22 protein-coding genes and 1 tRNA gene are annotated in these 21,740 nt (G+C 67.2%); 17 read left to right on the forward strand and 6 right to left on the reverse strand.

Going from position 1 to position 21,740, the window contains the following annotated elements; all coding sequences use genetic code 11:
* Window positions 1-112 precede the first annotated feature (112 nt).
* A complete protein-coding gene (locus ACRYRV_RS15840) occupies window positions 113-991 on the forward strand; it encodes a DUF7281 domain-containing protein (RefSeq protein WP_444984495.1) in 879 nt (292 codons plus the stop codon).
* A 113-nt stretch (window positions 992-1,104) separates the two neighbouring features.
* Here ACRYRV_RS15840 and ACRYRV_RS15845 read toward each other — a convergent pair whose 3' ends face one another.
* Window positions 1,105-1,716, reverse strand: a complete 612-nt coding sequence (locus ACRYRV_RS15845; RefSeq protein WP_253442933.1) for a superoxide dismutase — start codon at window positions 1,714-1,716, stop codon at window positions 1,105-1,107.
* Window positions 1,717-1,917: 201 nt separating this feature from the next.
* Here ACRYRV_RS15845 and rmuC point away from each other — a divergent pair, with 201 nt between their 5' ends.
* The 3 genes from rmuC to ACRYRV_RS15860 all read left to right on the forward strand — a co-directional run bounded on the left by rmuC (window position 1,918) and on the right by ACRYRV_RS15860 (window position 5,149).
* On the forward strand, window positions 1,918-3,336 hold the full coding sequence (gene rmuC / locus ACRYRV_RS15850) for a DNA recombination protein RmuC (protein ID WP_444984494.1): 1,419 nt from the start codon (window positions 1,918-1,920) through the stop codon (window positions 3,334-3,336).
* Between the two features lie 11 nt (window positions 3,337-3,347).
* Window positions 3,348-4,577: a DUF4236 domain-containing protein gene (locus ACRYRV_RS15855; protein ID WP_444984493.1), complete on the forward strand. Its 1,230-nt coding sequence runs from the start codon at window positions 3,348-3,350 to the stop codon at window positions 4,575-4,577.
* Between the two features lie 110 nt (window positions 4,578-4,687).
* Complete coding sequence (locus tag ACRYRV_RS15860; RefSeq protein ID WP_444984492.1) at window positions 4,688-5,149, forward strand: hypothetical protein; 462 nt, start codon at window positions 4,688-4,690, stop codon at window positions 5,147-5,149.
* Window positions 5,150-5,165: 16 nt separating this feature from the next.
* Here the strand turns inward: ACRYRV_RS15860 and ACRYRV_RS15865 are convergent, their stop codons facing one another.
* A complete protein-coding gene (locus ACRYRV_RS15865) occupies window positions 5,166-5,843 on the reverse strand; it encodes a L,D-transpeptidase family protein (protein ID WP_444984491.1) in 678 nt (225 codons plus the stop codon).
* A 531-nt stretch (window positions 5,844-6,374) separates the two neighbouring features.
* Here ACRYRV_RS15865 and ACRYRV_RS15870 point away from each other — a divergent pair.
* Window positions 6,375-7,877, forward strand: a complete 1,503-nt coding sequence (locus ACRYRV_RS15870) for an SLC13 family permease (RefSeq protein ID WP_444984490.1) — start codon at window positions 6,375-6,377, stop codon at window positions 7,875-7,877.
* A gap of 174 nt (window positions 7,878-8,051) precedes the next feature.
* Here ACRYRV_RS15870 and ACRYRV_RS15875 read toward each other — a convergent pair.
* Window positions 8,052-8,128 (reverse strand) — tRNA-Pro (locus ACRYRV_RS15875).
* 213 nt (window positions 8,129-8,341) lie between these two features.
* On the opposite strand from ACRYRV_RS15875, the gene ACRYRV_RS15880 reads away from it, so the two are divergent.
* The 3 genes from ACRYRV_RS15880 to ACRYRV_RS15890 are packed head-to-tail and all read left to right on the forward strand — an operon-like array spanning window position 8,342 to window position 11,106.
* Window positions 8,342-9,970: a BCCT family transporter gene (locus ACRYRV_RS15880; RefSeq protein WP_253442914.1), complete on the forward strand. Its 1,629-nt coding sequence runs from the start codon at window positions 8,342-8,344 to the stop codon at window positions 9,968-9,970.
* Window positions 9,971-10,021: 51 nt separating this feature from the next.
* On the forward strand, window positions 10,022-10,375 hold the full coding sequence (locus ACRYRV_RS15885; protein ID WP_253442912.1) for a CidA/LrgA family protein: 354 nt from the start codon (window positions 10,022-10,024) through the stop codon (window positions 10,373-10,375).
* The gene (locus tag ACRYRV_RS15890) at window positions 10,372-11,106 is read left to right on the forward strand and encodes an LrgB family protein (protein WP_253442909.1); all 735 of its coding nucleotides are present in this window, start codon (window positions 10,372-10,374) and stop codon (window positions 11,104-11,106) included. Before ACRYRV_RS15885 ends, ACRYRV_RS15890 begins: the two co-directional genes overlap by 4 nt.
* Before the next feature lie 66 nt (window positions 11,107-11,172).
* Here ACRYRV_RS15890 and ACRYRV_RS15895 read toward each other — a convergent pair whose 3' ends face one another.
* On the reverse strand, window positions 11,173-11,526 hold the full coding sequence (locus ACRYRV_RS15895; protein WP_253442906.1) for a hypothetical protein: 354 nt from the start codon (window positions 11,524-11,526) through the stop codon (window positions 11,173-11,175).
* Between the two features lie 160 nt (window positions 11,527-11,686).
* Here ACRYRV_RS15895 and ACRYRV_RS15900 point away from each other — a divergent pair, with 160 nt between their 5' ends.
* The 5 genes from ACRYRV_RS15900 to ACRYRV_RS15920 all read left to right on the forward strand — a co-directional run bounded on the left by ACRYRV_RS15900 (window position 11,687) and on the right by ACRYRV_RS15920 (window position 16,372).
* A complete protein-coding gene (locus ACRYRV_RS15900; RefSeq protein WP_253442904.1) occupies window positions 11,687-11,860 on the forward strand; it encodes a DUF2970 domain-containing protein in 174 nt (57 codons plus the stop codon).
* A 207-nt stretch (window positions 11,861-12,067) separates the two neighbouring features.
* The gene (gene coxB / locus ACRYRV_RS15905) at window positions 12,068-13,180 is read left to right on the forward strand and encodes a cytochrome c oxidase subunit II (RefSeq protein WP_444986260.1); all 1,113 of its coding nucleotides are present in this window, start codon (window positions 12,068-12,070) and stop codon (window positions 13,178-13,180) included.
* 51 nt (window positions 13,181-13,231) lie between these two features.
* Entirely contained in the window at window positions 13,232-14,863 is a 1,632-nt protein-coding gene (gene ctaD / locus ACRYRV_RS15910; protein WP_309636401.1) for a cytochrome c oxidase subunit I, read from the forward strand.
* Window positions 14,864-14,894: 31 nt separating this feature from the next.
* A complete protein-coding gene (locus tag ACRYRV_RS15915) occupies window positions 14,895-15,515 on the forward strand; it encodes a cytochrome c oxidase assembly protein (RefSeq protein ID WP_444984488.1) in 621 nt (206 codons plus the stop codon).
* Complete coding sequence (locus ACRYRV_RS15920; RefSeq protein ID WP_309636399.1) at window positions 15,512-16,372, forward strand: cytochrome c oxidase subunit 3; 861 nt, start codon at window positions 15,512-15,514, stop codon at window positions 16,370-16,372. Before ACRYRV_RS15915 ends, ACRYRV_RS15920 begins: the two co-directional genes overlap by 4 nt.
* On the opposite strand, the gene ACRYRV_RS15925 is transcribed toward ACRYRV_RS15920, so the two are convergent.
* The gene (locus tag ACRYRV_RS15925; protein ID WP_253442890.1) at window positions 16,369-16,563 is read right to left on the reverse strand and encodes a DUF2909 family protein; all 195 of its coding nucleotides are present in this window, start codon (window positions 16,561-16,563) and stop codon (window positions 16,369-16,371) included. The genes ACRYRV_RS15920 and ACRYRV_RS15925 overlap by 4 nt on opposite strands.
* Here ACRYRV_RS15925 and ACRYRV_RS15930 point away from each other — a divergent pair.
* Genes ACRYRV_RS15930 through cyoE form a run of 4 tightly spaced genes read left to right on the forward strand, consistent with a single transcriptional unit; the run spans window position 16,562 to window position 19,896 of the window.
* Window positions 16,562-17,317 (forward strand): SURF1 family protein, encoded by a 756-nt coding sequence (locus ACRYRV_RS15930; protein WP_444984487.1) that lies wholly within the window; start codon window positions 16,562-16,564, stop codon window positions 17,315-17,317. The two genes, ACRYRV_RS15925 and ACRYRV_RS15930, sit on opposite strands and share 2 nt — an antisense overlap.
* On the forward strand, window positions 17,310-17,858 hold the full coding sequence (locus ACRYRV_RS15935; RefSeq protein ID WP_301271057.1) for a hypothetical protein: 549 nt from the start codon (window positions 17,310-17,312) through the stop codon (window positions 17,856-17,858). The genes ACRYRV_RS15930 and ACRYRV_RS15935 overlap by 8 nt, the downstream gene beginning before the upstream one ends.
* A gap of 39 nt (window positions 17,859-17,897) precedes the next feature.
* Window positions 17,898-18,971, forward strand: a complete 1,074-nt coding sequence (locus tag ACRYRV_RS15940) for a COX15/CtaA family protein (protein ID WP_374711036.1) — start codon at window positions 17,898-17,900, stop codon at window positions 18,969-18,971.
* Between the two features lie 7 nt (window positions 18,972-18,978).
* Window positions 18,979-19,896 (forward strand): heme o synthase, encoded by a 918-nt coding sequence (gene cyoE, locus ACRYRV_RS15945; RefSeq protein WP_253452124.1) that lies wholly within the window; start codon window positions 18,979-18,981, stop codon window positions 19,894-19,896.
* Between the two features lie 75 nt (window positions 19,897-19,971).
* Here cyoE and ACRYRV_RS15950 read toward each other — a convergent pair whose 3' ends face one another.
* Window positions 19,972-21,429, reverse strand: coding sequence for an SLC13 family permease (locus ACRYRV_RS15950; RefSeq protein WP_444984486.1), 1,458 nt, complete (start codon window positions 21,427-21,429; stop codon window positions 19,972-19,974).
* Between the last annotated feature and the right edge of the window lie 311 nt (window positions 21,430-21,740).

The raw sequence follows: 21,740 nt of genomic DNA on the forward strand, positions 1-21,740 counted from the left end.
CCTCGATCGCCGACAGATCGCGCTCCCACGGGCGGGAGGCCTGCTGATTAAATGCAGGAGCGCAGATCCTGCGCGATGGCGCCGCAGGCGCCCGATATAGCGAGGAGACCCCATGCACCTGACCACAAGCGCCCGCCGCCTGCTTCGCGGCGCCGCCGAAAGGCTCCGCCGCGAGCCCATGGTGGAGAAACGCCGGGGCAGGGCGGTCGACGAGATCGTCGCCTGGCTCGACGAGCAGCATCTCGATCCCGGCCCGCGCCTCTCCCACGCCTGGCTGCGCCTCGACCGCGAGCTGCTGGCGCAGATCGACGAGGCCCTTATGCTTGCCGGGGAGGCCCCGCTTGCCGTGGACCTCGGCGGCATGAGTTCTCTCGAGCAGGCCCGCCACGGCAACCGCGAGGAGAAGGGGGGCCGCGAAAAGCCCCGGGCGCATCGGGTGCTGGCCAGCCTGCCCGCCGGTGCCCCGCGGCCGGGCATTGCCGGTGATGCGCGGGAGGTGCTCGACCTGGACCGGCGCCGGCTCGATCTCGCCGCCTTCGATGCCCTGGTGCAGGTCGAGAACCTCGACAGCTTCTATGCGCTGCCCGGCGAGCTTCCGGCTCTCGCGAGCTGGGCGCGACCGCTGCTTCTCTATCGGGGCGACAGGCATTACGGCGGCGGCTTCGCCGACCTGGCCCTCGACTGGGTCGCCAGCGGTGGGCCGCACCTCTATCTCGGCGACTTCGACGCCCGGGGCGTGGGCCTCGCCCTGGAGAGCGGCGCCACCCACCTGCTGCTGCCGCCTCTGGTGTTCCTCGCTCGTCACGCCAACGCTGAGCACCAGCCGCCGGGGCAGCAGGGCTATCAGCCGGCCCTGCGCGACCACGCCGCCGGGCTTGCCGAGGGGCACCCATTGGCGGGTTATCTTGAGCTCCTGCTGGGGGAGCAGCGCGGCCTGCGCCAGCAGTGGTTCGGCGACCTGGCGGCGCTGGAGCCGGTGCCCCTGTCCTGAGGTGCCTCTGTCCCGAGAGGAGCCCCGGAAACGACAACGCCGCACCCGGAGGTGCGGCGTTGGGGTAGTGCCAGCGGGCGGCGGGCCGCCTGCTGGCTCTAAGCCGGCGGCTATCAGGCAGTGGCGGCCTGGTAGCGACGCTCGACCTCGTCCCAGTCGATCACGTTGAAGAACTCGGCGATGTAGTCCGGGCGCTTGTTCTGGAACTTGAGGTAGTAGGCGTGCTCCCAGACGTCCAGGCCCAGCACCGGGGTGTTGCCGTTGGAGATCGGGCTGTCCTGGTTCAGGGAGTTCTCCACCACCAGCGTCTTCTGCGGGGTGACGGAGAGCCAGGCCCAGCCGCTGCCGAAGCGACCCAGGGCCGCCTTGGTGAAGGCGTCCTTGAAGGCGTCGAAGCCGCCCAGCTCGCTGTCGATGGCCTCGGCCACCTTGCCCTTGGGCGCACCGCCGCCGTTGGGCGACATCATCTGCCAGAACATGGTGTGGTTGGAGTGGCCGCCGCCGTTGTTGATGACCGCCTGACGCTTGTCGGCCGGGACCTTGTCCAGGTCGGCCAGCAGCTCGTCGACCGGCACCTCCTCAAGGCCAGTACCCTCGAGGGCGGCGTTGAGGTTGTTGACGTAGGTCTGATGGTGCCGGGAGTGGTGAATCTCCATGGTGAGCGCATCGATATGCGGCTCGAGGGCATCGTAGGCGTACGGAAGATCGGGCAGGGTATGCGGCATGATCAAACCTCCTGTTTTTCTGATTGCCGAGAAAAGCGTTCCTCGTTTGCACCCGCCATGATGGCAGAGGCGGGGCGAGGTGACAAATCACAATCGTTATCAGGTTATATACCATGCCGGGGCGCTTCGGTATGGTGATTCACGGCTTGCCATGCCCGCTGCGCGCCCTCAAGCAGGCCGCCAACCACCAGGAGAGTCGTCATGTTCGCCGCGCCGCCTGTCGCCACCGCCCTGTCGCTGTTTGCCGGTTCGCTGGCCCTTGTGCTTGTGCTCTGCCTGCTGCAGTCCCGGCGGCTCGGCACGGCCCGCCGCGAGCTCGAGGCGACCCGCGACGCCCTCCATGCCCAGCAGCTGGAGGCCCGGGAGCAGATGGTGGCGCTGCAGGTGGCGGAGGGCGAGGTGGAGACCCAGCGGGAGGCCGTTCGGGAGCAGGCCCAGGCCCTGTCGCGGCTGCGTGACGACTACTATGCCCTCCGGCAGAGCCACGGCGAGCTCGCCACCCGACTGGAGGAGAAGGAGGCGAGCTTTCGCCGCCAGCTGGCGTGGATGGAGGAGAGCAAGCAGCAGCTCAAGGTGGAGTTCGAGAACCTGGCCAACGAGCTGCTGGAGCAGAAGGGCCGAGCCTTCTCGTCGCTCTCCGAGCGCAACCTGCAGACGCTGCTGCAGCCCTTCCATAACGAGATCAAGGGCTTTCGCGAGAAGGTCGAGACCCTGCACACCCAGGAGACCGCCCAGCGGGCGAGCCTTACCACCGAGCTCAAGCACCTCCAGCAGCTCAACCGCGACATCACCGACCAGGCCGCGCGACTCACCGAGGCGCTCAAGGGCCAGAAGAAGGTGCAGGGCAACTGGGGCGAGCTGATGCTGGAGAATGTCCTCGACAGCGCCGGCCTGCGCCCCGGTGAAGACTATGTGCGCGAAAAGAGCTTCGCCACGGAGGAGGGCAAGCGGCGCCCGGATGCGCTGGTCTACCTGCCCCAGGGGCGCCACCTGGTGATCGACGCCAAGACGTCGCTGGCCGCCTACCTGGAGTACGTCAACGCCGAGGATGAGCTGACCCGCCAGCGGGCACTGGCCGACCACGCCCGGGCGGTGGGCGCGCGCATCGAGGAGCTGGCCGACAAGCACTACTATGACCTGCCGGGCCTCAACTCCCCGGAGGTGGTGGTGATGTTCATCCCGGTGGAGTCGGCCTATATCGAGGCGCTGCGCCACGACGCCACCCTCTACCAGCGGGCCATCGAGCGCAGCGTCCTGGTGGCCACCCCCACCACCCTGCTGACCAGCTTGAACATCGTCGCCCAGCTGTGGCGCTTCGAGAACCAGAGCCGCCACAGCGCCGAGCTGGCCAGGCGGGCGGAGCGCTTCTACCACAAGCTGGCCACCTTCCTGGAGAGCATGCAGGACGTGGGCAGGAAGCTCGATGGCGCCCGGGAGAGCTACGACAGGGCGCTGGGGCAGCTGGTGAACGGCCGTGGCAATCTGGTCAAGCAGGCCAACGAGTTCAAGGAATTGGGGGTGGCGGTAAAGAAAGAGCTGCCGACCGAGATCGTTGAGCGTGCCAGGCTGGAGATGGGAGCGTCGGCCGGTGACGCCACCGCGTTTGACACTGATCACTGAAGGGAGTCGAGATGGCTTTTCGTTTCCAGCGACGCATACGCCTGGCCCCCGGGGTTCGGCTCAACCTGAGCAAGCGTGGCCTGGGCCTCTCGGTGGGGCCAAGGGGCGCGAGCCTGAGCATGGGGCCGGGCGGGGTGCACGGCCACGCCGGGCTTCCCGGTACTGGCCTGGCCTTCCGCCGCAAGCTCAGCGGCGCCGGCGGGCGCGGAGGCACGCCTGGAACGGCTGCCACCCCCGGCGGTGCGGCTGCCCTCGAAGGGCTGCTGGCCGAGGGCGGCAGCCTGCCGGTACAGCTGGAAGTGGAGAGCCAGAGCGGCCAGGTGAGCTACTTCCACGCCGACGGCACCCCCATGAGCGATGTCGAGGCGCGAGTGCTGCGCCGTTATGCCGAGGGGAGTCTTCGCGAGCAGCTCCAGGCCCACTGTGAGCGCCTGAATGCCGACCTTGACCGCCTCGGCCGCCTGCATGAGGAGACGCCTGCCCCGTCCAGCATCGGCTATGTGATGCGTGACTTCCCTGAGCCGCCGCCGGCTCCCTTCCAGCCCCTGCCTCCGGTCTGGTGGCACCCGCTCTGGCCCCCGGCGGGGCGGCGACAGGAGGAGGAGAACGCCCGGCTGCGTAGCGAGTTCGACGAGCGCTATCGCGCCTGGGAGTGGCGCAAGGCGGAGCACGACGCCGAAGAGTTTGCCCGCTACCAGCGCGAGGGGGAGAGGGTGTGGCACGATCCCGACGCCATGGAGGAGACCCTGCGCGAGCGCCTCGAGGAGATCGACTGGCCCCGGGAGACCCAGATCGACTTCGACCTGGGGAGCGATCTTCACGCCATCGCCGTGGATATCGACCTGCCCGGCGAGGGGGAGATGCCGGATCGCTACTGGGGAACGCCGCCCAAGCAGCTCAGGCTCTCTCCGCGGCGGCTGAGTACCACCCGCCAGCGGGAGCTCTACCGCGACCACGTCCACGGCATCGCCTTTCGGGTGCTGGGGGCGGTCTTCGCCCGCCTGCCAGCAGTGCAGGAGGCGCGAGTCTCCGGCTATCGCCAGGTCACCGACCCGGCCACCGGCGGGGAGCGCGACCAGTACCTCTACAGCGTCAAGGTCACCCGGGAGCAGTGGGGCCGCATCCACTTCGACCGCCTCGACCAGGTCGACCCGGTGGCCACCATGGAGACCTTCAGCCTGCGCCGGGACATGACGAAGACGGGAATCTTCCGCGATATCGAGCCGTTCAAGCTGGTGTAAGTCCCCAGATCAAGGTCCCGGCGCCCCAGAGGGCGTATGATGGGGGCAAGCTGATCGAGCGGCGCCGCGACAGGCAACGGCGCCCTAGTTGTCACCCCGGAGGGAGCCCCATGAACACTATCCAGCACCGCATCGACCGCCCCTATGATGCCGGCTGCATCGAAGTCTACGGCGATGAGCCCTTCGAGTGGCGCATCCTCGACCATGCCGGCCACGTGGTGCGCGACAGCGCCGGCAACGGCAGCGATGCCGGCTGCGGCTACGACTCTCCGATCATCGCACTGCGCGATGCCATTGCCTTCGATGCCGACGACAGCGTGGTGCCGATCTTCTTCCGCCATGCTGCCGATGCCGAGCTGGAGAACGCCGCCCAGGTGCATCGTATTGCCGATGTGCTGCGCGCCATGGCCACTGCGCTGAAGAGCAGCAGCAGCCAGGCCATCCTGGACCGGCGGCACGCCAGCGACGATGAGGCCCAGGACTACCTGGACGCGAGGATCGCCGTGATGGAGGGCATCGTCCAGGAGCTGGAGGAGAGTGCCGGACGCCTGCAGGCGGTCCAGCAGGCCTAGGCCAGCTGAGCCTGCCCTACTGGATCAGTATCGGGGTGTCGACCCCCACCAGCGAGGCGAGGGCGCGCACCTGATCGTTCTCCACGGCCAGGCATCCTTCGGTCCAGTCGACCCGCTGATTGAGGAAGGGGTCGCGGTTCCCCAGGCCGTGGATGCCGATGTGGCCCCCCAGGGAGGTGTTGGGATAGGAGAGGCGGTGCTGCTGGTAGTGGCGGCGAATCCGCTCCGCCTCCTCCAGGGTGATCAGCCCCTCCGACAGGGCCTGGTCCGCCACCCGCGGGTTCGGGTAGTTGATGCCGATGAAGGTGGCATACTGGCTTCTGGGGTTGATCCGCTCGACGCGGAACTCTCCCTTCGGCGTCATGGCGCTGCCGCGGGTACGCAGAGTGTCGGCGCCGTTGATGCCGATGGCGAAGTGGGGAATCTCGTGGATCACGTGCCGGCCGCGCACCACGGAGAGGCGGCGATCCTTCACGCTGATATGCAGCCAGACCACCCCGTCCTCCACCGGCAGCAGGCTGATGCCCGTCTCGACGTCATCCAGGAAGTGCTGGCCCGGCGAGCTCGTCACGGTGCTCGACGGTGGCTCCGTCGAGTCGATCAGCGAGGCGCCGGCAGGGCCGGCGGCCACCAGCAGGGTCAGGGAAGTGAGGGCGAAGAGCTTGAACGAGCGGGAAAGCTTGGACGGCGGCATGGGGGATCAGGGTCGGCTGTGAGCGATGGTGGAGGAATCTACCACGCCCCGGCGCCGGCTGGCAGGGGCTTACGATACATTCCCTTAACGCTACCAAAAAGCAGAAAAAAACCGAATGATGCGTCTCAGGTGACACGCTTGTTCAGCCATGCCAGAAGGACTCTGCCAACCAAGTATGGCGTTTTTCAAGGGTTCAAGCTGTTCTTGTCAGGGGCCTTGTCGTCGTGGGTCGGCGCATTTCGTGAAAGTTGACAATGATCTTTCGCCTGACCGGCCGGCATTGTCCATTGGTCGTGGCTAGCTTGCTCGAGCGGGGGCTATAGGCGGTGCTTCTCTGCCTGATGACTACTTCTCGGCATGGCAAAGCGAAGTGTGTTTTGGCTAAGCTACTGATTTATTGTGCTTCACTTAACCCTTCGGCTCCTTCTCCCAGGCGAGCCGGGTATGGCTGCCAACCCGCTCGGTATTGGCCGTGCCGGTGAAGTGGCGATCACACTTGCGGGTCTCGTCATGCGGACTCAGGTGAAGATCATGTCGCAAACCACCGGAACAGCTGGACAGGTACCCTACACCGAAGCCACGGCCTTCAAGCCGGTATCTTTGGCCCTGGGCCTCATCATCGGGCTTGGGGTCTTCTTCCTGCTGCCCGAATCGCTAGCCCTCAATGCGCGCATCGTGGCGGGTATCGCCATGCTGATGGCCACTTGGTGGATGACCGAGGCGATCCCCATTCCCGTCACCTCGCTGCTGCCGCTGGTGCTGTTTCCCTTCTTCGGCATCGCCACCGTGGGGGCCACGGCCTCGCCCTATGCGCACAGCATCGTCTTCCTGGTGCTGGGCGGGGTGCTGCTGGGCCTGGCGACGCAGCGCTGGAACCTGCATCGACGCTTCGCCCTGCTGACGGTACTTACCGTAGGCACCAAGCCGGCCCAGATCGTCTTCGGGCTGATGGCCGCCAGCTGGTTCATCACCATGTGGGTCAGCAACACCGCTACCGCCGTGATCATGATGCCGATCGGCGGCTCCATCATCGCCCTGGTGAAGTCGCTGGGGAACGGCGACGACACGCCGAAGTTCTCGGCCGCTGTGCTGCTCGGCATCGCCTACGCCATCACCATCGGCTCCATGGCCACGCTGATCGGCCAGCCGCCCATGGCGTTGATGCGCGCCTACATGGAAGACACCCACGGGCTGACCATCGGCTTCGGCCACTGGATGCTGATGGGCGTGCCGTTCTCCATCACCATGCTGATGCTGGCCTGGTTCGTGCTTAACAAGCTGGTGTTCCGCTCGGAGGTCGACGACATCCAGGGAGGGCGCCAGATGATCGAGACCGAGCTCAAGGCCATGGGGCGGCTCACGGTGGAGGAGCGCCGTGTGCTGATGGTGTTTGCCGGTGCGGTGTTCTGCTGGGTGTTCCTGCCGCTGATCGCCAGGATCTCGGCCGTTCAGGAGGCGATGCCCTGGCTGTCGAACATCAACGACACCAGTGTGGCGATCCTGGCGGCGATCCTGATGTTCGTGATTCCCGCCTCGAAGGGCAGGGGAGCCCTGCTGGAGTGGACGGCTACCCGCGATGTGCCCTGGGGCGTGCTGATCCTGTTCGGCGGCGGCCTGACCCTTTCTGCCCAGTTTACCGCCACCGGCCTGAGCGCCTGGATCGGCGAGAGTGTCTCGGGACTGGCCGGGATGCCGCCGCTGCTGGTGTTGGCCGTCACGGCCGTGGTCATCATCCTGCTCACCGAGCTGACCAGTAACACGGCTACGGCAGCGGCCTTCTTCCCGATCATGGGCGCCATTGCCGTGGGACTTGGCATCGAGCCCTTCCTGATGACCATCGTGGTCACCTTCGCCGTCAGCTGTGCCTTCATGCTGCCGGTGGCCACGCCATCCAACGCCGTGGCCTTCGCCACCGGGGATCTGCCGATCAAGCACATGATCCGCGCCGGCATCTGGCTCAACCTGATCGGCCTGCTGGTGATCATCGTGGCGCTCTACACCATCGTGCCGCTGGTGTTCGGCTTCTCGTTCTAGGCCCTGACCGGCAGTCATCGGCGGCGCCCGCGTGGCGCCGTCGTCGTGTCTGCCTCCTGCAGGTTGCCTCTTCTAGGTGAGACGAGTCACGGAACCCCTATGGAGCCCGACAGCCGAGCAACAAAAAACGGCCACCCGCTCTGTGAGCTAAGTGACCGTTTTTACTGTGTTCTTTGGTCGGAGCGACAGGATTCGAACCTGCGACCTTTGCAACCCCATTGCAACGCGCTACCAAGCTGCGCCACGCTCCGACTCTGTCTTTCGGGTTTCTGACCGTTTGGCCTCTCCCCTTAGGACGAGGCGTATACTAGCGCGTTCGCAGGCGAATGAAAAGCCCCTTTTGCACTTCTTTTTCAGGTGGTTGGCTCGGCTCGCCTCTGAAGTCCTGCGGGCTTTGCTCTATCATGGGCTAGTGGCGGCGCGTCCGCGACACCCATCCAGCCTCAGGCAACAAGGATCTCGGCATGTACGGACAGGCGGAGCGCGGGCCGCTCAAGGGCATGAATCCCCGCATCACCCTGGTGACAGTGGTGGTGGTGGCAATATCCCTGATCTACGGGGCCTTCTACACCGAGCGGTTGGCCCACGGCCTGGCGGCGGCACGCCTGGTGCTGGACCCCTTCCTGGAGTGGTACTACGTGCTGCTGGTGGCCTTCCTGCTGCTCTTCATGGTGTGGCTAGGCGTGGGGCGCTACAAGAACGTGCGCCTGGGGGGCGACTTCGAGCAGCCGGAGTTCACCTTCTTCTCCTGGGTGTCGATGCTGTTTGCCGCCGGCACCGGGGTGGGGATCCTGTTCTGGGCGGTGGCCCAGCCGATCCTGCAGTTTCAGGATAACCCCTTTATCGCCGAGGGGATGACGCCGGATGCGGCGCGGGTAGCGATGCGCCTGACCTATTTTCACTGGGGGCTCAACGGCTGGGCGATCTTCTCGTTTGTGGCTCTGGTGCTGGCCTACTTCTCCTACCGCTGGAACCTGCCGCTGACGATTCGCTCGGCGCTGCAGCCTTTGCTGGGCAAGCGGGTCGAGGGGCGTCTGGGGGATGCGGTGGACGTGCTGGCGGTGTTCGGTACCGTCTTCGGTATCGCCACCACCCTGGGGCTCGGCGTACAGCAGATGAACGCGGGGCTGGGGGCGCTGTTCGGATGGCCCAGTTCCACCTGGCTGCAGCTGACGGTGACCGCGGCGATCATGACGGTGGCGACCCTGTCGGTGGTCTCCGGGGTCAAGAGGGGGGTGCGTCTGCTCTCCGAGGCCAACTTCTGGCTGAGCATCGCGGTGGTGGTGTTCCTGCTGCTGTTCGGCCCCACCCAGTATCTGGTCGCCATCACCGTGGAGTCGGCGGGGGATTACATCCAGAACCTGATGGGGATGACCTTCCATACCAATGCCACCCGGGATGATGGCTGGCAGGCGGAGTGGACGGTGTTCTTCTGGGGCTGGTGGCTGGCCTGGTCGCCCTTCGTGGGAATGTTTATCGCCAGGGTCTCCCGGGGGCGTACCTTCCGGGAGTTCGTGATGGGGGTGCTGCTGGTGCCCACGGTGATCACGGTGGTGTGGATCGGCCTGTTCGGCGGTACGGCGCTCTACCACGAGCTGTTCGGAGGCGGTGGCATCGTCGCGGCGGTGGAAAAGGACGTGGCCACGGCGCTCTTCGCCACCATCGAGGCGATGGAGCTTGGTCAGGCGGGCCGGCTGGTGTCGCTGGCGCTGGTGGTGCTGATCGCCACCTACCTGATCACTTCCGCCAACGCCGGTACCCTGGTGATCAACACCATTCTCTCCGGCGGCGACCCCGAGCCGCCCACCTTCCACCGCATCCTCTGGGGGGCGGTGCTGGGTCTGCTCACCGCGGTGCTGCTGATGGCCGGTGGCCTCGAGACCCTGCAGGCGGCGGTGATCATGGCGGCGCTGCCGTTCTCTGTGGTGATCATGCTGATGATCGCCGGGCTGCTCAAGGCGCTGCATCGCGAGCGCTATGCGGCGCGGACCGGTGAGCGGGCCGAGGCGCCCCGCGAGCCCTGGGCCGATCTGGACGATGCCGGTGTAGAGCCGGTGCCGGTTTCCGATGACGAGGCCCACAAGGCCCACTGAGCCCCGGGCGGCACTGCCTGGTGCCGCCCCCACGCGACAAGGAGGGGTGTCATGCCGCTGATCATGGGGATGAGCGTGCTGCTGATCTGCCAGTTTCTGGGGGAGCTGCTGGCCCGGGGGCTGATGCTGCCGGTGCCGGGGCCCGTCTTCGGCATGGTGATCCTGCTGGTGGGGCTGATGGTGCGGGGTAAGGTGCCCGACAGCCTGCGTCTCACCGGGGAGGGGTTGCTGCGCTATCTGACGCTGCTCTTCGTGCCGGCCGGGGTGGGGCTGATGGTGCACGGGGCGCTGATCGGGCGCGACCTGTGGCCGATCCTGATCACCCTGGTGGTGTCCACGGCACTCACCCTGGGCGTGACGGCCTGGGTGCTGGACCGCCTGAACCGCCGGAGGAGCCGACAGTGAATTTCGCCGACCTCGACCAGCTGTGGGTCTACCTCTCCGGCAGCCCGCTGCTCTCGCTGCTGGCGACCCTGCTGATCTTCGCCCTGGCGGTGAGGATCAACAGGGCGCTGGGCGGAACGCCGCTACTCCACCCCGTGACGCTCTCCATCGCCATGCTGATCGGCCTGCTGCTGCTGGTGGACATGGACTACGCCACCTACTTCGAGGGGGCGCAGTTCATCCACTTCCTGCTGGGGCCCGCCACGGTGGCGCTGGCCATTCCGCTCTACGACCATCGGGAGCGGGTGCGTCGCCTGCTGGGGCCGCTGCTGATCGCCTGCATGACGGGTATCGTCACCGCCGTGGCCTCCACCCTGGGGCTTGCCATGGCGCTGGGGGCCCGGGCCGAGACGGTGCTCTCCCTGGCGCCGCGCTCGGTGACCTCGCCCATTGCCATGGGGATTGCGGAGCAGATCGGGGGAATCCCGTCGCTTGCGGCGGGCCTGGTGCTGCTGACCGGTTCCATCGGCTGTGCGCTGTCGCCCTGGGTGTTTCGGCTGCTGCGGATCAAGGATCCGGCCGTGCAGGGGTTCTCCCTGGGGCTTTCGGCCCACGGTTTCGGTACCGCCCAGGCCTTTGCCCGCATCGGTGCGGTGGCGGGCGCCTTCTCGGGCCTTGCCATGGGGTTGACCGGCCTGCTCACCGCCTTCCTGCTGCCGCTGCTGACGGGGCTGTTCGGGCTGGGTAGTTGATAGCCGCAGGGGGTCAACGCAGAACGGCGCCGAGTGGCGCCGTTCTGCGTTGGAAGGGCCGGAGGGTCAAATCTCTTCCCAGATCCGCTTGCGGAAATCGTGGCTGAGCTGGGCGGCGTGCTCCACGCGCTTCATCTGGGCGTCGCTGATCTGCTGCACCATCTTCTGGTAGCACTCCTGGACCTCTTCGGGGGTCTTGGGCTGTTCGCCATCGAAGCACTTGGCGATCTGCTCGCCGCTCTCGGCGATGGCCTTGAGAAACTGGGCCTCGAACTGCATGGCATCGGCCAGGCTCTCCATCCAGGCAAGCTGCATGCGCGCCACAGGGTTGCCGCCCCTGGCCAGCTGCTGCTGCCACCAGGCGAGCATGGGGTTGGCATTCATCATGCCAGGGTCCATGCCGAAGGGATTGGTCTTCATGTTCGCCTCCTGATCGGGCCCCGCAGGGCGCGTTTCGGGAAAAGTGTTGTTAAGCACCTACAGTATAGGAGACGGGGGGTGTTTCAGCCTTCGAGACAAGGTCGCAGCCCTGAGTGATGATGCTGGTCGCAAGGCCAGGCCGGAGTGGCAGGAGCCGCCTATGTGGAAGGTGATTCGTTCGGTACTGGCCGCCTTTCTGGGCGTTCAGAAGGAAGAGCAGCGCAGGGAGGACTTCGAGAAGGGCCGGCCGCTAACCTTTATTGTCACCGGCCTGATGCTGGGGCTGCTGTTCGTGGCGCTGGTGGCGGCGGTTGCCATCGGCGTCGCCCGCTGAGCTGATCCCGTTGAAAGTGGCGTTGGCGGGCGGCGGGGCCGTGGCGCTTTGTCGCACCGGGGTTGTCTATACTCAGTTTCGAATGCGGCTAATGCAGCGTTAATCGTGCGGGAGGCGCTCCTCGGGCCTCCACCACCGGCGTTCCCCGACTTTCCTGGCCGGTCCGCGCGTGATCACAATAACAAGCGAGAGGAGACGCCGATGCGCATGTCGTTCGTGTGGATGGCGAGCGGTCTGGTCGGGTCTGCGGCTGCGCCCGCCGCCCTGGCCAGTGGCTGGAACATGCCGGTCGGAGTGACGGACCTCAGCGCCGAGATCCACTCCCTGCACATGACCATCTTCTGGATCTGCGTGATCATCGGTCTCGTGGTGTTCGGGGTGATGTTCTACTCCCTGTTCAAGTATCGCCGTTCCCGGGGCGCCAAGGCGGCCCACTTCCACGAGAACACCACCGTGGAGGTGATCTGGACCGCCGTGCCGCTGCTGATCTTGATCGGCATGGCGGTGCCGGCCACCGCCACCCTCAAGAAGATGTACGACACCTCCGATGCCGAGCTCGATGTCATGATCATCGGTCAGCAGTGGCGCTGGCGCTATGAGTACCTGGGCGAGGATGTCGCCTTCAACTCCAGCATGAGCACGCCCAGGGCGCAGATTCGCGGCGAAGAGCCCCGCGGTGAGCACTACCTGCTGGAGGTGGACAACCCCCTGGTGCTCCCCATCAATCGCAAGGTCCGCTTCCTGATGACCTCCGACGATGTCATCCACTCCTGGTGGGTGCCGGACTTTGCCGTGAAGCAGGACACCATTCCCGGCTTCATCAACGAGAACTGGGTGCGTATCAACGAGCCCGGTATCTACCGCGGCCAGTGCGCCGAGCTCTGCGGCATGGACCACGGCTTCATGCCCATCGTGGTGCATGCCATGGAGGAGGAGGAGTTCGACGCCTGGCTGGTCGAGCGCCGGGAGGAGGCGGAGCAGGAGGCCATGGGTGCCGATCGCGAGTGGGCGCTGGAGGAGCTGATGGAGCGGGGTGAGATGGTCTACGCCAGCATCTGTGCGTCTTGCCACCAGCCCGAAGGGCAGGGGGCGGCGCCGGCCTTCCCGGCCCTTGCCGGCAACCAGCGGCTGCTCGACGACCTCGCCTGGCATCTGGATGTCATCGTCAACGGCGTTTCCGGTACGGCGATGCCGGCCTTCCGCAGTACCTTGAACCCGGTCGAGCTTGCCGCCGTCACCACCTGGACGCGCAACGCCTGGGGTAACGACACCGGTGACGCCGTGCAGCCCTCGGCGGTGGTCGAGAAGCTTGCCCAGTAACTGCCCGATCACCTGGCGAACGATAACAATGACAGATCAGGGAGATTCACGATGGCGCCCAAGTTGCCTCCGCATCACCCCGTCCAGCAGAGCAGCACGGTCAGCGGCGCCGGCCAGGCAGCGGCCCATGCCGCGCCCCGTGGCCTGATGCGCTGGCTGCTGACCACCAACCACAAGGAGATCGGCAGCCTCTACCTGATCTTCTCGCTGAGCATGTTCTTCATCGGCGGCATCTTCGCCCTGGTGGTGCGCGCCGAGCTGTTCCAGCCGGGGCTGCAGCTGGTCAATCCCGAGTTCTTCAACCAGATGACCACCATGCACGGCCTGATCATGGTCTTCGCGGCGGTGATGCCGGCCTTTACCGGGCTCGCCAACTGGATGATTCCGCTGCAGATCGGGGCGCCGGACATGGCCCTGCCGCGCCTCAACAACTTCAGCTTCTGGCTGCTGCCGGTGGCCTTCACGCTGCTGCTCTCGACCCTGCTGATGCCGGGGGGCGGGCCCAACTTCGGCTGGACCTTCTATGCGCCGCTCTCCACCACCTATGCGCCGCCGTCCACCACCTTCTTTATCCTTTCGCTGCATATCGCGGGGATCAGCTCGATCCTCGGTGCCATCAACATCATCGCCACCATCCTCAACATGCGCGCCCCGGGGATGCGCCTGATGGACATGCCGCTGTTCTGCTGGACCTGGCTGATCACCGCCTTCCTGCTGATCGCGGTGATGCCGGTGCTGGCCGGGGTGATCACCATGATGCTGATGGATATCAACTTCGGTACTCACTTCTTCAACGCCGCCGGCGGCGGCGATCCGGTGCTCTTCCAGCATCTCTTCTGGTTCTTCGGGCACCCCGAGGTCTACATCATGATCCTGCCGGCCTTCGGCATCGTCTCGGCGATCATCCCGACCTTCGCCCGCAAGCCGCTGTTCGGCTACGCCTCCATGGTCTACGCCACGGCCGCCATCGCCATTCTCTCCTTCCTGGTGTGGGCCCACCACATGTTCGTGGTGGGGCTGCCGCTGGCCGCCGAGCTCTTCTTCATGTACACCACCATGATCATCGCGGTGCCTACCGGGGTGAAGGTGTTCAACTGGATCACCACCCTGTTCCGCGGTTCCATCACCTTCGAACCCCCCATGCTCTTCGCCCTGGCTTTCGTGGTGCTCTTCACCATCGGCGGCTTCTCCGGGCTGATGCTGGCCATCGCCCCGGCGGACTTCCAGTATCACGATACCTACTTCGTGGTGGCTCATTTCCACTATGTGCTGGTGCCGGGGGCGGTGTTCGCCATCATGGCGGGTGTCTACTACTGGCTGCCCAAGTGGACCGGCCACTACCCCAACGTGAAACTGGCCCAGTGGCACTTCTGGCTCTCGGTGATCGGCGTCAACCTGACCTTCTTCCCCATGCACTTCGCGGGCCTGGCCGGCATGCCGCGACGTATCCCCGATTACGCCCTGCAGTTCGCCGACTTCAACCTGGTGTCGAGCCTGGGGGCCTTCATGTTCGGTGCCTCGCAGCTGGTGTTCGTGGCGGTGGTGATCCTCTGCGTGCGCGGCGGGGAGAGGGCGCCGGCCAAGGCCTGGGAGGGCGCCACCGACCTGGAGTGGACGGTGCCGAGCCCGGCGCCGCTGCACACCTTCGAGACGCCGCCGACCTTCAGGCCCCAGGCGCACTGAGCCTCGTCGGGCCCAGCAGAGGAGGTGACCCATGACCGATGCAAGACGCCCCCCACCCAATCCTGGCGTGCGACGGACCGTGGTTCGGTCGGTGGCCGCCCTGGTGGGCATGTTCGCCTTCGCCTTTGCCCTGGTGCCGCTCTATGACGTCTTCTGTCGCGTCACCGGCATCAACGGCAAGGTGGATACCACCGCCCAGGCCATCGTGCATGAGGGGGTGGATGACTCCCGCTACGTCACGGTTCAGTTCATCACCCGCAACGGGGCCGGCCTGCCCTGGAACCTCGAGGTGGAAACGCGGCAGCTGCGCGTCCACCCGGGGCAGACCACCGAGGTGGAGTTCGCCTTTCAGAACGCCAGCGGAGAGGGCACCTGGGGTCGGGCCGTGCCCAGCGTCTCTCCCTCCAATGCCTCGCGCCACCTGCGCAAGGTGAGCTGCTTCTGCTTCGAGGAGCAGCACCTCGAGGCGGGTGAGCGCCTGGAGCTGCCGCTGGTCTTCCAGCTGGCCCGGGACCTGCCCCCCGAGGTCAATACCGTGACGCTGGTCTACACCCTCTACCCGGTCGAGCGCGACCCGGTCGAGCGCGACGGCAAGGCGCAGCAGGGGCGGGTCGCCGGTGGCGTTGCCAGCAATGAAGGAGGTGAGGCATGAGCGGTGGCAGCTACTATGTTCCGGCAACCAGCAAGTGGCCGATCCTGGGCTCCCTGGCCCTGGGGCTGATGATGGTCGGCACCGGCATGGTGCTGGTCTACGACCGCGGGACCTTGCTGATGGTGGTGGGCATCCTGTCGGTGCTGGCGGTGATGGCGCTTTGGTTCCGCGACGTGGTGAGGGAGTCCCGGCAGGGGCTCTACGACGCCCAGATGGACCGCTCCTTCCGCCAGGGTATGGGCTGGTTCATCTTCTCCGAGGTGATGTTCTTCGGCGCCTTCTTCGCCGCGCTCTTCTATATCCGCACCTTTGCGCTGCCCTGGCTCGACGGCGAGGGCGCCAAGGGGGTGGCGGCGCTGCTGTGGCCCGACTTCGTGGCCAGCTGGCCGCTGATGAGCCCGCCAGACCCGGCCATTGTCGGCCCCGAGCAGACCTTCAGCCCCTGGCAGCTGCCCCTGGTCAATACGCTGATCCTGGTGGGGTCCAGTATCACCCTGACCGTCGCCCATGAGGGGCTCAAGGAGGGCGAGCGGGCCACGACCCGGAACTGGCTCGCCGCCACCCTGGTGCTGGCGGTGAGCTTCATCATCATCCAGGGGGTGGAGTACTACGAGGCCTATGCCCACTATGGCATCACCCTGGAGGCGGGGATCTACGGGGCGACCTTCTTCCTGCTCACCGGCTTTCATGGGGTCCACGTGATCATCGGCGCCAGCATCCTGGCGGTGATGCTGGTGCGGGTGCTCAGGGGGCACTTCGCCCGCGACAACCACTTCGGCTTCGAGGCGGCCTGCTGGTACTGGCACTTCGTCGACGTGGTGTGGGTCGGGCTCTTCCTGTTCGTCTATGTCTTCTAGCCCGCCAGGCCGCCGGCGTAGAAGCCGTAGAAGAGCAGGCCGAGCAGGGCGGCGGCGAGGGCGACGCGTACCTTGAGTGACACGAGCAGGCGGCGGGAGGTGCCGCCGTCACGCAGCAGGAAGCCGGCACCGGCGGCCAGGCTCACCAGCATGGAGAGGAACACCAGGGCAATGAGGACCTTGAGCAGCATGGGAGACTCCGTGGGCGATACGTCCCGTCAGCATGCCCGCCGCGGGCGCTGGCGGCAACGCCTGTGGTGGGCGCTGTGGGGGCCGCTGGTGCTGCTGGGCCTGTGGCTCGGGGCCTGGCAGTGGGAGCGGGCCGGCGAGAAGCGTGACTATCTGGCGGCGCTGGAGTCGGCGCCGCACCTGGAGGCCCCCCGGGAGGTGCCGCCGGACGGCAGTCGCCTGACCCTCAGCGGTGAATACCTGCCCGAGCTGACCCTGTTTCTCGACAATCGCGTGCTGGAGGGGCGTCACGGCGTGGCGCCGCTGACGCCGCTGCGCACCGATGACGGCCGCCTCTGGCTGGTGCAGCGCGGCTTTCTGGCCAGCGGAGCGGGGCGGGAGACGCCCGAGGTGGCCACTCCAGAGGGCAGCGTGACCCTGGAAGGACGCTGGCAGTCGGCGGGGAGCGGCACGCCGCTCTTCGGTCCCAACCGCGAAGGGCAGCGGCTGCAACGCATCGAGCTTACCGCCTGGGAGGAGGCCTTTGCCCACCAGGGCTGGCTGCATCTCGAGGCGGGGCCAGGGCACCTGACGCCCTGGTGGTCGCCCAGCGTGATGCCGCCGAGTCGCCATCTCGGCTATGCGGTGCAGTGGTGGGGGCTCGCGCTGGCGGCACTCGCCATGATGCTGATCGGTGGCCGGCGCCTGGCCCAGGACGCGCGGCACAGGGAGGTGCAGGACGCCTTATCGAAGCCCGGGGGAGAGAGCCATGAGTGAGGTTCAACGGATCCGCTTTTCACGCCTCAAGGTGCTGGCGCTGATCGCGCTCTTTGCGCTGCCGCTGCTGGTGGCCTGGAGCATGATCACCTTCCGTGTCGGGATCCCGGAGCAGCGTACCGCCCACGGTGAGCTGGCGCCGGACCTGCCGGAACTGCCGGCCTGGCCGCTGGCAGGCGCGCCGGCCGCCGAGCTCAGGGGTGACTGGGTGCTGGCCTTCGACTGCGGCGAGGGCTGCGAGGCGCTGGCCGACCAGTGGTGGCGCCTGCATCGGGCCCTGGGCCGGGAGGCGCCACGGGTCAGCCGGCTGCGGGTAGGGGGCGAGGCCCCGGCGCTCCCGGGCGAGCGGGTGGTGGCCTGGACGGAGAGGCCGGCCTGGCATGGGCCAGACCGGCTCTGGGTGCTGGACCCTCAGGGGCTGCCGGTGCTGGCCTACGGGCCCGAGGCCTCGCCCCGGGATGTGTTGGATGACGTCAATCGTCTGCTGCGGATGAATCCCGAGGTGGTGCCTCGAGAGGGTCGGCCGCTGGCGGGGCGATAGGGCATGGGCGGGCAGCCTGGAGCGATGAGAGGGAGTGCGATGACAGCAATGATCGAGGGAGCACAGCGCCGCCGGCTGCGCCAGCTGCTGGCCCTGAGCCTTGCCGGGGTGCTCTTCACCGTGGCGGTGATCCTGGTGGGGGTGTTTACCCGCCTGGTGGATGCGGGACTTGGCTGCCCGGACTGGCCGGGCTGCTACGGGCGGCTGGTGGTGCCCGACGAGTCCCGGGCCCTGGCGCATACGCCTGAGGCTCCCCTGGAGGCGTTCAAGGCCTGGGTGGAGATGGTGCATCGCTATGTGGCCTCGGCCCTGGGGCTGCTGGTGATCGCCCTGGTCGCGCTGGGTGCGCCGCTGCGCCGTCATGCCGACTACCCCTGGGGGGTGAGCCTCGCGCTGCTGGCGGTGATCCTGGTGCAGGGGGCCTTCGGCGCCTTTACCGTCACCCTCAAGCTGTGGCCCCAGGTGGTGACCCTGCATCTGCTGGGGGGGCTCGCGGTGATGCTGCTCTTTCTGTGGCTGCATCTGCGCCTGCGCCGCTGTGACCGGGGCCGCCTGGCACCCGGTGGGGTGGTGGCGCCGCGACGGCGCCTGACGCCGCTCTGGGGCCTGGCGGTGGCGCTGCTGGTGGGCCAGCTGGCTCTCGGCGGCTGGGTATCGAGCAACTACGCCGGTATCGCCTGCCAGGGCTTTCCGACCTGCAACGGCCAGTGGTGGCCCGCCATGGACTGGAGCGAGGGGTTCCATCTCACCCAGAGCGTGGGGCCCAACTACCTGCATGGTCAGCTCCACGCCGATGCGCGCACGGCGATCCAGGTGGGCCACCGCCTGGGAGCCCTGGCCCTGGGGCTGGCCCTGCTGGCGCTGGCCCTGCGCCACTGGCAGCAGGCGTCGCTGAGGCCCTGGCTCGGGGCGCTGCTGGCCACCTATGCGGTCCAGCTGGGGCTGGGCATCGCCAACGTGCTGCTCTGGCTGCCGCTCTGGCTTGCCCTGCTGCATACGGCGGGGGCCGTGGCGCTGGTGTTGGCGATGGCGATGGCGATCTGGGCATGGCGGGAGGCCGGCACTGCCCCCGCCCAACAACGACGGGCACAGAAGGAGTGGATCCATGTCTGAGGCAACGATGACACCCGCGGTGGTCACGGGAGCGGACTCGGCCCTGACGCAGGGCTGGGGCCTGCGCGACCTGATAACCCTCTGCAAGCCGCGGGTGGTGCTGGTGATGCTGGTGTGCGCCCTGGTGGGCATGGCCCTGGCGCGGCCGGTGCTGCCGTCACTGGCCGTGGTGATCTACGGTCTGGTCGGTATCGGGCTGGCCGCCGGGGGAGCCGCGGCCTTCAATCACGTGGTCGACCGGCGCCTGGACGCCATGATGCTGCGCACCTCGCGGCGCCCCCTGGCGTCGCGGCGCATGCCGAGTTCGGTGGCCCTGGCCTGGGCCACGCTGCTCTCGGTGGCCGGCATCGGCCTGCTGGCCTGGCAGGTCAATGCGCTGACCGCTTGGCTGACCCTGGGCTCGCTGATCGGCTATGCGCTGGTCTATACCGCCTTTCTCAAGCACGCCACGCCCCAGAACATCGTGATCGGCGGGGTGGCCGGGGCGGCGCCGCCGCTGCTGGGCTGGACGGCGGTCACCGGCCAGCTGGGGCCCGAGCCGCTGCTGCTGATGCTGATCATCTTCGCCTGGACCCCGCCGCATTTCTGGGCCCTGGCGCTCCACAAGCGGGAGGAGTACGCCCGGGCCGGGGTGCCCATGCTGCCGGTGACCCACGGCGAGGCCTTCACTCGGCTGCAGGTGTGGCTCTACGGCTGGCTGACGGTGGCGGTGACCCTGCTGCCCTTTGCCATCGGCATGAGCGGGGCGGTCTATCTGGTCGGGGTCATGGTGCTCAATGCGCGCTTCATGTGGTGGAACTTCCGGGTGTGGCGGGGGCGTGACCCCCGAGCACCGCTCGCCGCCTTCTGGTTCTCCATCCGCTATATCCTGGCCCTCTTCGGCCTGCTGCTGCTGGACCACTACGCCATGGGACTGGCCTGGTAGCCGCGAGCCGAGAGGGAGGCAGTAACGCAAATGCCCGGCCAAGGCCGGGCATTTGCGTGGAGGGGGCGTGTCCCCCTACCAGAGGGTCGTGACCAGGAAGTAGGCCATCAGGGTGACCAGCACGGTGCTGGCCAGGTTGAGGGCGAAGCCGGCGCGAATCATCGACTGGATCTTCATATGGCCCGTGGCGAAGACGATGGCGTTGGGCGGCGTGGCCACCGGCATCATGAAGGCGCAGCTCGCGGCGATGGCGGCCGGCACGGTGACCAGCAGCGGCGAGATGTCCAGGGAGAGCGCCAGGGCGCCGAGCAGCGGCAGGAAGGCCGCGGCGGTGGCGGTGTTGGAGGTCACCTCGGTCAGGAAGATGATCACCAGCACCACCACGGCGATCATCGCCAGCAGCGGGAAGGTGCCGAAGATCGAGAGCTGCTCGGCGATCCACTCGGCAAGGCCGGTGCGGGTGATGGTGCCGGCCAGCGCCAGGCCGCCGCCGAACAGCAGCAGGATGCCCCAGGGGAGTTTCTGGGCCTCTTCCCAGATCATCAGTCGCTCGCCGTCGCCGCGGCCGCTGGGCACCAGGAAGAGCGTGACGCCGGCGGCAATGGCGATGCCGGTATCGGAGAGCCAGGAGAGCCCCAGGTCGTTGAGCAGCGGGCGCACCACCCAGGCCACGGCGGCCAGGGTGAAGACCACGGCCACGCGCTTCTCGGGGGCGCTCATGGGGCCGAGCTTGGCCAGCTCGTCGGAGACCATGCTGGCGCTGCCTTCGCCGGCTTGAATCCTGAAGCCGCCGCGGGTCAGCCACCACCAGGCCACGGCCATCATGGCGATGCTGATCGGCAGGCCGATCACCATCCACTGGGCGAAGCCGATATCGATGCCGCGATCCTCGGCCAGGTAGCCGGCCAGCAGAGCGTTGGGCGGCGTGCCGATGAGCGTGGCCACGCCGCCGATGCTGGCGGAGTAGGCGATGGCCAGCAGCAGGGCGGTGGCGTAGCGCTTCAGTTCGTCGGGGTCACTGTCCCCGAGCAGGCTGATCACCGACATGCCGATGGGCAGCATCATGATGGCGGTGGCGGTATTGGAGACCCACATGCTGAGAAAACCGGTGGCGATCATGAAGCCGGCGATCTGGCGGCGCGGCTCATGGCCGACCAGCTTCAGCACGTGCAGCGCCAGGCGCCGATGCAGGTTCCAGCGCTGCATGGCGATCCCCAGCAGGAAGCCGCCGAGGAACAGATAGATGATCGGGTTGGCGTAGCTGCCGGTGGCCTCGCCCATGGTGCCAAGCCCCAGGGCCGGTACCAGCATCATGGGCAGCAGCGAGGTGACGGGGATGGGAATCGCCTCGGTGGACCACCAGGTGGCCATCAGCAGGGCCAGTCCCACGCAGGCCCAGGCGGCCTCGCTCATGCCGGAGGGGGGCGGCAGGATCAGGGTGGCCAGCAGCAGGGCGGGGCCCAGCCAGAGGCCGAAGCGGCCGGGGCCCGAGGGGCCCGTGGTCTTTTCGGGAGCGTCGGGGCTTGTCTGCATGCGTGACTCCGTGGATTGGGAGGGTATCGAAGAGGGCGCATTCTACTTAAGTGGAAGAGAGGCGCTAGGCCTGCCTTATTCGCCTTTAGTCTAACGCTATCGCGTCCAGAGGGGGCATCAGGGTATCTCTTGACGCCGGTCAATGCTCTCCTTGGCCCTGGCGGCGCTGCGCCCCCTCGGCTCCCCCGTCCGCTCTCTGGAAACCACTCCGGCTGGCGGGATCGGCTGAGCGGGCTGGCCGAGCAGAGGGGGGTAGGGAGGAGCGAGCCGCATGGGTAGAATGGAGAGCCTTGCCCTTTCCCCATGACGTG

The sequence above is a fragment of the Halomonas mongoliensis genome (genome assembly GCF_052496345.1).